General features: G+C 65.1%; 7 protein-coding genes and 3 pseudogenes. 4 read left to right on the top strand and 6 right to left on the bottom strand.

The features are described from left to right. The 3 genes and pseudogenes from E1266_RS38335 to E1266_RS29995 all read left to right on the top strand — a co-directional run. Positions 1–384 (top strand): annotated as a pseudogene (locus E1266_RS38335) (phosphoadenosine phosphosulfate reductase); the annotation flags it as partial. 52 nt (positions 385–436) lie between these two features. Next, complete coding sequence (locus tag E1266_RS30000; RefSeq protein ID WP_132052734.1) at positions 437–637, top strand: helix-turn-helix domain-containing protein; 201 nt, start codon at positions 437–439, stop codon at positions 635–637. Positions 638–782: 145 nt separating this feature from the next. Then, complete coding sequence (locus tag E1266_RS29995) at positions 783–1,253, top strand: cation transporter dimerization domain-containing protein (RefSeq protein WP_243719057.1); 471 nt, start codon at positions 783–785, stop codon at positions 1,251–1,253. 26 nt (positions 1,254–1,279) lie between these two features. Here the strand turns inward: E1266_RS29995 and E1266_RS29990 are convergent, their stop codons facing one another. Continuing rightward, positions 1,280–1,852, bottom strand: a complete 573-nt coding sequence (locus tag E1266_RS29990) for a CGNR zinc finger domain-containing protein (protein ID WP_132052732.1) — start codon at positions 1,850–1,852, stop codon at positions 1,280–1,282. 72 nt (positions 1,853–1,924) lie between these two features. On the opposite strand from E1266_RS29990, the gene E1266_RS29985 reads away from it, so the two are divergent. Next, on the top strand, positions 1,925–3,166 hold the full coding sequence (locus tag E1266_RS29985) for an MFS transporter (protein ID WP_207945996.1): 1,242 nt from the start codon (positions 1,925–1,927) through the stop codon (positions 3,164–3,166). A 43-nt stretch (positions 3,167–3,209) separates the two neighbouring features. On the opposite strand, the gene E1266_RS29980 is transcribed toward E1266_RS29985, so the two are convergent. The 5 genes and pseudogenes from E1266_RS29980 to E1266_RS29965 all read right to left on the bottom strand — a co-directional run bounded on the left by E1266_RS29980 (position 3,210) and on the right by E1266_RS29965 (position 11,305). Next, positions 3,210–6,461 (bottom strand): type ISP restriction/modification enzyme, encoded by a 3,252-nt coding sequence (locus E1266_RS29980; RefSeq protein WP_165966265.1) that lies wholly within the window; start codon positions 6,459–6,461, stop codon positions 3,210–3,212. 946 nt (positions 6,462–7,407) lie between these two features. Then, positions 7,408–8,187, bottom strand: a pseudogene (locus E1266_RS40045) (site-specific integrase); the annotation flags it as partial. Positions 8,188–8,328: 141 nt separating this feature from the next. Further along, positions 8,329–8,514 (bottom strand): annotated as a pseudogene (locus E1266_RS40040) (N-terminal phage integrase SAM-like domain-containing protein); the annotation flags it as partial. A gap of 579 nt (positions 8,515–9,093) precedes the next feature. Beyond that, a complete protein-coding gene (locus tag E1266_RS29970; RefSeq protein WP_132052728.1) occupies positions 9,094–10,746 on the bottom strand; it encodes a tannase/feruloyl esterase family alpha/beta hydrolase in 1,653 nt (550 codons plus the stop codon). A 52-nt stretch (positions 10,747–10,798) separates the two neighbouring features. Beyond that, on the bottom strand, positions 10,799–11,305 hold the full coding sequence (locus E1266_RS29965; RefSeq protein ID WP_132052726.1) for an SDR family NAD(P)-dependent oxidoreductase: 507 nt from the start codon (positions 11,303–11,305) through the stop codon (positions 10,799–10,801). Positions 11,306–11,545: the final 240 nt, after the last annotated feature.

The following is an 11,545-nucleotide window of genomic DNA, read 5'->3' as shown; positions in this document are numbered from 1 at the left end:
GACGAAATCCACCGCGCCAACACCCGCCGCCACGAACCCTACGAACGCATCGTCTACCCACTCCTGGACCTGGGCATCCGCCGCACCGACTGCCCCCGCATCATCCGCTCCGCCGGCCTACCCGTCCCACCCAAATCCGCCTGCTGGTTCTGCCCCTTCCACCGCCTCACCACCTGGCAAGACATGCGCCGCCACCAACCAGCCCTCTTCACCAAAGCCTGCGACCTAGAAACCACCATCAACCAACGCCGCCACGCCCTCGGCAAAGACCCCGTCTACCTCACCCGCTACAACGCCCCACTCGCCGACGTCACCCCCGAGACCGACACCCTCCCCTTCGAAGACGGAGACGGCACCTGCGACACCGGCTGGTGCTTCACCTGAAAACGCCCACATCAGTCATCCGACCGAGACACCGGATCCACGGAGGTCGCACATGCAGGCACTCAAGTACAAAGACCTCACGGAACTCCCCAGCGTTGTTGACATCGTCACGGCAGCCCGCGCCCTGGGGCTCTCCCGCACCTACGCTTACCAACTCGCCAAGAACGACCAATTCCCTTGCAAGGTGCTCCGCATCGGCAACTGCTACCGCGTCCCGACAGCCGCACTTCTGGCCTTGCTCGATGCCGAATAGGGGTCAAAAGGGGGCGCCCGTGCCCCACCGAACCGAGGCTCCTGAGGAGCTCGTCCTACCCTTCAGGCACGGGTCTGCAAGCGGTGATTCGTAGAATCGGCGGTAGTGGGAGCTCGGGTACGGTCGTGAGCTTGTCGCCGTGTAAATGGTTCGAGTTGCTTGGCCGCCCGAGCTCAGGATTCGCGTCCGCCGCCAGGTCGGCTCGGCTGCGCTGGTCGCCGACGGGCTGCACGTCCGCAACGACGGTTTCTCCTCACTGGCCGTCCTCGCCGCGATCCTGCTGGTGCTCCGGGATGCGGCCGGTGAGGTGTTCCGCCGCATCATGGACGCCGTCGACCCTGCTCTGATCGGCCGGGCCGAGGAGGCGCTGCGGCAGGTGCGGGGTGTCCGGGAGGTCGGGGAGTTGCGCATGCGGTGGATCGGTCACCGGTTGCGGGCCGAGGTCGCCATCGTCGTCGACGCCGATCTCACCGTCGGTCAAGCCTATGAGATCGCCGTCGAGGCCGAGCATGCTCTGTTGCATGCCGTACCGAAACTGGCGCGGCCCTCGTGCACACCGATCCGGCTCCGCTGTCGGACGGGCCCGACCCGCATCTCGCCCTGGCGCATCACCTGACGGTGTGAGCATCCGGGTCGGGCCGGTCATCGGCGTTCGGCCTGGCGTGCGCGGAATGCGGCGGCCTTGACGCGGCTCTGGCAGTTGGTGGAGCAGAACTGGCGGGCGGCGTTGCGGGAGGAGTCGATGAAGACCCGGTCGCATCGGGGTGCCTGGCATATCCCCAGGCGCCCGGCCAGGTCGCTGCCGATGGCCAGGGCGAGCGCGGTGGCGCATCCCGCGCTCCACCCGACGTCCAGGGAGTCGCTCGCGCCGTGGAAGTGGACCTGCCAGGGCTCCCCCGCGACGAGGTCGAGCTGCGGGCGGGCGCCGGTGGAGCGCAGGAGTTCGTTGACGGTGCCGGCCGCGTCGCCGATGCGCCCGTGCTCGACCGCCTCGAACACGGTCCGCATCCGCTGGGCGGTGCGCGACAGGTAGACGGCCTCCTCCGGGCCGATCTGGCTCTCCTGGGTGGAGGGAAGTGCGGCGGCGACCGCGCGGGGGAGGTCGTCGCCGCGTGGCGCGGTGTAGGGCTTGCCGCCCTTGGCGCCGTTGGTCAGCACGTTGACCAGTGCCACGGCCGCGTCCAGCAACGCCGCGACGTGACTATCGAACATCATTTGACCGGTCACTCCATCCGCTCTAGCCTTCGTCACCGACGATACTGATTTCGCTAGTAACGGTGGAGGGTGATGCGGATCCTCGGGCCGTCCGGGGAGCGGCTGCCGCGCACGGTGTGGCTGCTGATCGTGGCGCGGGCGGTCAACCGCCTGGGGGCGTTCTCCCTGTCCTTCCTCACCGTGCTCCTCACCACCGGCCTCGGTGCAAGCCCGGCTGCCGCCGGGGTGATCTCGGCCGCGTTCGGCTTGGCGACCATCCCCTCGCGGCTCGCCGGCGGGCGGCTGGCCGACCGGTTCGGGCGGCGCCGCACGATCGTCGCCGGGCTTCTCGGCTGCGCTCTGGCGCAGGCGGGGATCGCAGCGGCAGGGAACATCGCCGTCATCGTCTGCTTCGCGGTGCTGCTCGGTCTGGTCTTCGAGCTGTACGAACCGGCCAGCCAAGCGATCATCGCCGATGCCGTAGGGAAGGCCGAACGCGTACGCGCCTACAGCCTCCTCAACGCCGCCTTGGCCGTGGCAGGCATGGGAGCCGGCCTGCTCGCCGCCGGCCTCGGACGCTGGGACCTGCGCTGGCTGTTCATCGCCGACGCCGTGACCTGCCTGATCTGCGCGCTGGTCATACGCCTCGGCCTGCCCGCAGACCGGTCCACCCGCGCCGCCGCACCAGAGCGGGAACCCGAACGGACCGGCGCGACCGCACCGTGGCGCGACCGGCTGCTGATGGCCCTGTTCGCCTCGGGGACGGTGTTCGCCCTGGTGTACCTGCAGATCATGACCATCCTCCCGCTGGCCCTGACCCACCGAGGGCTGCAACCCGCCGACGCCGGGCTGCTTTTCACCGCGTCCGCCCTCACCATCGTGGTCGGCCAGCCGCTCCAGCGCCTGCCCTTGCCCGCGCCCGCCGCTTGGACCATCGGTTACCTGCTGCTGGCTCTCGGCCTCACCGCCTACGCCATAGCCCACACCATGCCCGTGTTCCTGACCGCGACCGTGGCGTGGAGCCTGGGCGATCTGTTGCTGATGGGACGGATGTACGCTGCCGTCGCCGACATCACCCCACCCGGCGCCACCGGACGCTACATGGCCGTCTACGGCACAAGCTGGGGCATCGCCGCAGTCGCCGCCCCACTTCTGGGAACCCAACTCCTCCAGCGCGCCGGGGCAACGTCCATGTGGACCGCCATGGCCGCGATCTGCCTCACTTTGGCGGCATTCCAACCCGCCCTCGCTCGCGCCGTCACCGCGCGCAGTTCGCGGCGCCAAAACCTGATTATCGACCAGGACACCCGGACGGCCTCCCTGTTAGATCAATAAGATGTACCGATTCTGACGCTAACGGGCAGGCGTGACCTGACCTTCATGTGATCGGTCTACCTGTTTGCATGTTGGAGATGCTGGTATTTGGTGATTGCCTTTGCATTTGCAGTTGCTCCTGCAAGTGTTGAGTGCTCCTTGCTCCGGCATTCCGCGGTGCAGCGGTAGACGGCTTCGGAGGTGGGAGCACTCCTCTTGTTGTCAGTTCTGATGCGCTGACTGTTGGTTGGGCGCATATTCGCTGCAGAAGATCTTCTTGCTCGTCTTGTAGGGCCACGCATCCTGTGAGAACCGCCGTGACCGCCAGGAGTTCGTCGGTCATTGCGGCTGTCCAGCGTTGTGGTCTTATGTGGTCTAGGGGTGAGGACTTTCCGTGGTATTCGGTGGTCCGGTAGTTCAGCCAGTGCCGGATGACCCGCATGCCTCCGACGTCGTAATTCCAGACTGCTGGTGTCATGGGCCGGATGCTGCCCGTGCCGATGTGAAGCGTCAGGGAGGACGAGTCGTAAACTATCTCTCCCGCTGAACGGGAAGGCAGCGTCGTGATCGGCGTGGGGTTGCGGATGCCGAAGTGCTGAGCGAGAGCCCGGTGACCACGGGGGCGACCTACTGCGGCATCGTGGTGGCGTTCACCGAAGGTGTGCAGCCACAGTAGGCGACGTCCGAGACCGACTGCTTCGGCCCACAGTTCGGGCTGTGTTGTCAGAGGTACGCGGACGCCCGGATCTTTTAGGTCTGCGCGGAAGCGCTCGGTGTAACCAGGGTGAGCGTTGACTGACGCTATGTAGGAAAGTAAATCGTCGGCTGTGACCGTGGTCTTCAAGATCCGGGACAGCAGGGCCAGGAGGCCAGGTGCGATGTTGGCTGAGGCATCGCTGGTATCCTCGGCGTTTCGGTAGAGCGGTCTTACGCCGCCGCCGCGGCCGTTGAAGTGATCCAGGTCGGGAATATGAGTGGCGAATAACAGTCCCGGGCCGCTCTTGATAGCGTGTGTATCTTGCTCGGAAACATATATCTGGTGGTCGGAGCGCACCGCCCAGAGCGGAGGGCGGGGCATTTCCATCAGGCGGTTGTCGGGAATCACCCACTGCCGGTCGAACGGGCGGTAGGAGACCGGGACCGGTTCTGGGCAGGGGCCGGTCTCCTGGACGAGCGATCCGTCGGCCGGTGGAAAGCCCGGGAGAGGGCTCGGCGTGGTGTTGATCTTGCGGTCACGTCCCTCTTTGAACAACTCGACGCGGCGGGTGTTGTCTGCCGTGACGAGGTGGCGCCAGCGGGTCTTAAGGGTGTCCGGGTCGGGGGCGTAGATCCATGAGCGGCCCGGGGTGACGCCGCGGGACCGCCACGGCATGATGTCACTGAGCGCTGGGTACTGCGACCACTCGGGTGTCTCTTCGGGGAGAAAAGGTGCTCCCCAGCCGCTTCTGCAGATTCTCCACTCGTGATCATCAGGCCCCAGCGTTGCCAGCCGGGTCAACTTGTGCAGTCGGCTTCCGTGGAGTTCCAGATACCGCACGATGGCCGGGCTGTTGAGCCCGAGAGCATTGGACCGGCTGAAGACGGCGATGCACAGCCGGCGGCTGACGGCTGGACCGAAGATGCGCGTTCCAGCTTTTGAGCGGTTGCCCTCGGGCGTCAACTCGAAGATCCAGCCCTCGTCGCAGACGCTTCGCAGGTATCGGCGGACGCCGGCAAACGCTTGGCCGCTGATAAGGCTTGCCGGGACGATGAAGGCGACGACTCCCTGGTCGTGGTCGCTGTGGGCTTCGAACGCCTTCCAGAGGGCCCAGCGCAAGAACAGCCACGGCATGCCGTGCAGATCGGAGGCGTACTTGCCCAGGCCGGGGACGCGGAAATCGTCCAGGGAGGGGCGGGTTCGGTCGCTGTCCGTGCCCGGGCGGCGAGGCTGCTCGATCCATGGTGCTTGGCCCTTGGTGTTCTCCACATGAGGCGGATTGCCGATCACGACCATGACCGGTACTTCGCGTTTGAAGCGATTGGCCTCTTGGCGGGAGCGCTCCAGCGGCCAAGTGGCGGCTCCACCCATGCGTCCTTGCTGCGCTACCGGGTTCTCCAGGGCGTCGGTCAGGAACCGGGTCTCCACGCTGGGGACCTCGGTGCTGAAGCGGGAAAGTGCCTGATGGACACGCAACTCGGTAATCGCGTACGGAGCTACCTGCACCTCGAAGCCCACCAGCCGCTCTGAGAGCAGATCGCGAAGACGTTCGTTGCGGGCCCCGTCGCCCTGGGTTTGACCGATGGTCTCGGCGACACGTTGGACGACCTCGACCAGAAAGGTTCCGGTCCCCATCGCGGGATCGACCACGACGACACCGTCGTCGGCGAAGCCCCACGGGATCGCCAGGCGGCTGCGGAGGATCTGGTCGACGAAGTCGACCATGGCGTGCGCGACGGGTTCGGGGGTGTAGTAGCTGCCGCTCTCCTTGCGCCGACCGGGGTCGTAGGCGGCGAGGAACTTCTCGTACAGTTCGACATAGATGCTCGGCCGGACCCCCTTGGGCCGGCTGAAGTCGACGACGCCGACAATCCGATGCAGGGTCTCGATCGTGCGGAGTTCTTCCACTGCGGCACTGTCCAGCAAGACCTGAAAGGCCCGTCCAATGAGCAGGTGCTTCTTGCTGAGCTGGCGGCCGATCTCCAGCAAGGGTGTGCCCTGGAAGACGATGCCATCCAGGCGGGCCAGCAGCATAGAGAACACGATCGTCTGGGCGTAGGCGTCGGCAAAGCCGTAATCGTCCAGACCTGGGAAGAGCAACGCACGCCAATCCTCAGCCAGGAGGCTGAGCCCTTCGTAGGCGCGGTGGTCGGGTGAGCCGCGCAGGATTGCCGCGACCTCATCGCGCAAGAGCCTGCACAGTCCAGCAACACGCCGATTGAGTTCGGGCAGGGAGGTGAGCCGCTCGGGCTCCCAGCACAGGAAGTCAAGGACAAGATCGGAGAAATCGGTGCCGGCCAGACGCAGCGGCTTGCGCGGATCGGTGAGGTCACCTTCGATCTGGACCAGGTTCTTGCACTCGCCGAACGAGTACCGTGCCCACGCTGTCCCATCGGTATAGACCAAGTTCGGCAGACCCGAGAGCCGGTCCCACTGCTCTCTTTCTCGCTTGTCCGGACGCCACAGCCTGGTCCCGGGCGCGCCTCGGTTGGGTGCCTTTACCTCCAAGTAGCCCACACGAGTGCTGCCGAGATCGACGGCATAGTCGGGACGCGCGTGGATGTCCTTCAGCAGCACCTCGCCATAGGCGACGGCGTCAAGTCCTAGCTTGAGCGCCACGCGCTTTAGGAGTCGCTCCAGGGGACCGCGAAGCTGATCTTCTGAGGCGCCGCCTCGGTTGAGCTTCTCGCTGACTTCGGTCCCGAAGGCCGCGACAGCGTCCTCAATCCTAAGGCCAGACAGGCGATCGTGACTTCGGCGACCGGCCATGGAAGATCGTGCCCTCCAGCGCAGCGTTACTGCCTGCCTGAAGGATGACTCTCCAACCTATAAGGCTCAATGGTTTTCGTTAAACCTTTTTGGCCGAAGTGGGCAGCCTGTGTTAGGAAACCGTCTGTATGTGCCTCACAGCGACTGGCGTCAGTGAGATCGCGGCCAAGCACGGCACCATAATCGAGCGGGCGTTCGAAGTCAGTCCAGCGTGGACGGCAACGTCGTAGACCAGCTCGATCTGAGTCTGGCCCGCTTCGAGGGGGCTCAATCGTCATGGGTACTCGTGCTGCCGCGAGGTGCGGCGTGAGGTGGCCGTAGCGTTCGTTGCGGGCGGTCAGGCGCCGGTAGCTGAGGTCTGCGCCAGGGTGCGTTCGGAATGCCCAGCGGTGGCCGCCGAGGCGTTCGCCGGACTTGATGCCGGGCCTGTCGACGCGCAGCACGGTGCCGCGTCGCGGACCCTTGGCCGGCGAAACCACCGAAGACGGTTCACCAGGCAGGCCGTCGGCGCGGAAGGTCCAGGCGGCTTCCTACATTCGTCATGGCACCTGAATGGCGTCATAGGTGCCCTCGGTAGTTGCGGCACCATGGTGGTGGATCAAGCGGGGCGCAGCCGTCTGTCGTTGGTGGTGTGTTGGGCGATGGTCAGGTCAGCGATTAGGTTCCGCAGGCGACCGATCTCCTCCTGGGCCTCCGCTAGTTGAGCGTCGGAGAAGGGTTCCTTCGACGTTGACTTCACGGCGCTTCGGATCTTGTCGAGGGCGTTGAGGGCCGTCTCATCGGCGTTCGGAAGGCTGTGAAGGTATTTCTCGGTGGTGGAGAGCTTGAGGTGGCCCAAGCGCTCCTTAACGACTTGCAGGTCGGCACCGCCGGCGAGGAGCCATGAGGCATGGGCGTGGCGGAGGTCGTGGATACGGGGTGACCAGTCGAGCTCGGCGGCGTCTCGGGCCGGGTACCAGCAGTACTTGCGGAACCAGTTGGCGGGAATGTGCGGGTCGGTGTCGACTTCGCGTGGTCGGCGGGGGTCGTCCTTGCCTGCGGCGCGGCGCTTGGCGCGGTAGGTAGCGTAGGCGGCCCGGCATCGATCGCACTTGCACTTGCCCAAGCTGTAGGCGGTGATCGTGCCATGGGTGTATGTGCGGCCGTTCGGGGCTTCGAACTTCAGCGTGTCGGCGTCCGCGATCTCGGAGTGGGGTTCGGCCGTTGCCTGATGGCGGCGGGAGAAGAAGAGGTCATTCGGCTTGAGCCCGTTGGCTTCTGCATGCGCCTTGAGCTTGGCGACGATTTGGGGGCTGAGCTTGAAGCGACGGTGCTTCCGATTCTTGGGGTAGGGCTTGACCAGGAACCGTTTGCCCTCCGGGTGGTTCTTACGGCTGAGTTCGACCACCGCACGGCTGACGGTGAGGATGCCGGTGGTGAAGTCGAGGTCATTGACCCGCAGTTCGGTCAGCTCGCCCCAACGGAGGCCGCTCTCGATGTCGGTTTCGATGAGCAGTTGCGCGTCCGAGTCTGGTAGCCGCTGGTAGATCGCGTCGAACTGGTCGACCGTAATGATCTTTCGGATCTTCTCGGGCACCGGATCGGTCTCGATGCCGCGGCTCGGGTGGATTGCGATCACGTTGTCTCGGAGCGCGGTGGTGAATATGGCGTTGAGGATCGAGACCTTGCAGTACTGAATGCGGCGCGGAGTTACGCCCTGTGCTTTGAGGTGGGTGATCCACTCCTGAACGTGCTCAGGAAAGATCTCTCGCATACGCATATTGCCGAAGTACGGCATTATGTGCCTGTAGATGGCCGAGGTGTAGTCCTGCCTGGTGCTGGGTTCCATGCGATGGTGCGGCAGCCATTTCTCCTCGACGTACTGCCGGAACTTCTGTTTTCCTCGTCTGTAGTCCCATGGCATGCCTTCGCGAAGCTTGACCTCTGCGTTCTGCCATGCACGTACAGCCTCCTTGTATGTCCCGTACGTCCCGGCTGAGCGCTGCTTGCCCTGAAGATCCAAGTACAGGGCCTGGTAGCGGGTCGACTTCTTGTTGTCGTACGTGCGGACGAACCCCATGACGGCCACCTCGCTAGCCATGATCATCTATCACTTTTCTATCACTGGATCATGAGTGATCCAGTGATAGATCGACGGACCGTGCGGCACCTTGATTCGGCCGCTGACCTGCACCTTAGCGAGAAATGGCTGATTATGCCAATGTCCAAATTGCACCCTATTTAAATTTCCCAAGCTGACAGCGCGGGTTCGATTCCCGTCACCCGCTCCACAGTCTCCGCAGGTCAGAGCCCTGCAGCACGCCGAGCGATCCCGGTTTCAAGATCGCATGTCAACCAGATGTCAATCAGTCTCCGTGTAACCACGCGAGACTGTGACCCACGTCATACCGCCCTAGAACACGTCCAGCGACTCGGCGATGAGCAAAGTAGCGCGTTCGTTGGCGACAACCGCTCGTTGCCGACTTGCGGGAGGGAACGGGCGTCAGTGTCGGGGTTTGCCGGTGCACACGAAGTTCTCGGCTTGGTCGACGTCACCGTGGCCCTTGTACTTCGGCCAGCGCGGGTATTCGCACAAGGGGCGTGTGCGGTGTTCGGCAGCGGGGCCGGCATCTGTTGCGACGGGCTTCGTGGGCGGCTTGTTTCGGCTCGCCCAGGTGTCCAGGGCGGTAAGGGAGTCCCAAGCCAGGTCGAAGCGGCCGTTCCCATGGGCCATACCGGGCTGGACGTAGTAGCGCACGAAGCGGTGGATCGACGAGCCGTAGCGTTCGGCCATCCGGTCGTAGTGGGCGTTGGTCAACTCTTCCGGGACCAGGACGTCCGTGGTGCCCTGCACGATGATGAGCTTGCCGCCACGGCGAGCGAAACGGTCCACATTGGGGTCGGTCGTGGCGAGGAGCCACGACAGCTTTCTGACCCGCTTCTCGTACTTCCGATAGTCGAAGTCCGTCAAGGAACCGTTGCCGTCCTGCACGACGAGGTAGCGGACGACGGGCCCCAGCAGCCCGAGGTAGCCGGCGGCTTCGGCGTTTCCCGCGTCGTCGAGGAGCATGGTGAGATCCGCGCCCCGCAAGAAGGGGTAGCGGCCGATACCGGTGACCCCGTTCGCCAGTGGGAAGGCGAACTCATGAGGAGATGCCGCGGTCCGCATGGTTCGGATCTGAGCGGGGGTCAAGCAGGCGGTGTCTGCGCCTTCGGGTTCGTCGGGGCAGCGTAGTGAGTTGATGGAAAAGGCACCGTCGCAGCCTCGGACATTGGAGATCAGTCCATCGAAGGCGCCGTCTAGGCCGTCACATGTGCGGTACACGGCGTCTGTGACCAGCCGCTGTTCGGTGACGTCGAGATAGGCTCCGGGGCGGTCGTAAGCCTGTTGCCACATGCGGTGCCAACTGATCATCATCGCTTGATTCTCGATGGCCGGATAGTAGGCGATGATCCCGTCGTAATCGTCACCGTAGCGCTGTGCGGCGACGAGTCCTTCGTGTCCTCCCTTGGAAGCTCCTACGTAGTACTGTTTTGTGGGTTCTTTGGTGTAGTACTTCTGGATTAGGGTTATGGCTGCATCGCGAGTGCGTTTTACGCTTTCCCCGGAGAAATTGGCGAGCGCCTCCTCGTTCAAGGCGAAGGATCCGGCAGGTGCGGTGCCCACGGCGGTGCCGCCGTCACTCCCGAACGTGACGTAGCCGCGGTTGATCGGCGGCTGTCCCTGTGCGGGATCGGCGTTGACGAACCCGGGGGCGACGTTGAGTCCGGTGACGACGGTCCCGTTGAACCCGCTGCCGCCGAACTGCACCGACTTCCCGTTCCATGACGTGGGCAGGTTGATCTGGAAGTCGATGTCGGGCGCCGCGCGGTCGAAGCTGTGCACCGTCCCACGGAGAAGGCAGAACTCGGGACGGCCACTCGCCCGGTCGGTGTTGTGGAGCGTTGCGGAGACGACCTCGCCACCGCGGGTGGGAAGGCCGATGGCCGTGGCCGCGACGCGCTGTCCCGCCATGGACGCGCACCTGGCCTCGGCGTCGGCCACGAAGGTGCGCGCCGGACGCTCGGCGGCCATGGCCGGGGAGAAGGCCGCGAGCAGGCTGCCGCCCGATGCGGTCAACGCGGTGACGGCGGTTGCGACAATGTGTCTTCTCATGTGTCTTTCGATTCTCGTGGACCGGTGGTCTCGGGTTGTCGAGGCGTGTGGGTTACTGCTCGTCGCCCGCGCGGACCAGCATTTCGTTGACGGCGATCCGTCGATCGCGCGTGACGATGTAGCCGATGGCGTCCGCGATGTCGTCCGCTTGCAGTGCCTCGATTCCGGCGATGCGCCGGCGGGCGGATTCGTGGACGATTTCGCTGGGTCGGTCCAGCAGTTCGGTTTCCACGGTGCCGGTTCTCACGGTGCCGGTTTCCACGGTGCCGGTTTCCACCACGCTGACCCGGACCTGTTCCCCGCGCAATTCTTGGCGGAGTGATTCGCTGAACGCCTTCAGGCCGGACTTGGTGAAGCTGTAGACGCTGCATCCCGGCGGGGCGGCTCGCCCGGCGGTCGAACCGAGGTTCACCAGGTCGGCCACCTGGCGGGGGGAGGTCGATGCGGCGTAGATTAACTGTGGGACGGCGGCGTGCGTGATGTGCAGGAGCGCCGCCACGTTTGAGCGCGACCGCTCCCTCCAGCGGCTGGTCGAACATGACTGCCTCGATCCCTTCATGTCCAGGGAGTGCGCGCCCGGGTGCGGGCGGCGGGCCGCCCACGGATGTCGGCCACGGTCTCCCGGACCGCTGATGACAGGACGTAGCCGCCGCGCTGCGGGATCCGGCCGGACAACCGGCGCCGCTCCCGGCACGGGGGAAACGTTCGGCGAGATGCCGACCCGTCAAGCTTGGGCGGGGCGCTCGCCGTTCGCACCAGGGTGTGTCCCTGGTCCACCCCCGAGCCATGGGTGGGGGGC

This window comes from Actinomadura sp. 7K534, from assembly GCF_004348575.1.
Taxonomy (GTDB): Bacteria; Actinomycetota; Actinomycetes; order Streptosporangiales; family Streptosporangiaceae; genus Spirillospora; species Spirillospora livida.
The sequence above is the reverse complement of the archived record's forward strand: the minus strand, read 5'-3'. Positions and strand labels throughout refer to the sequence as shown.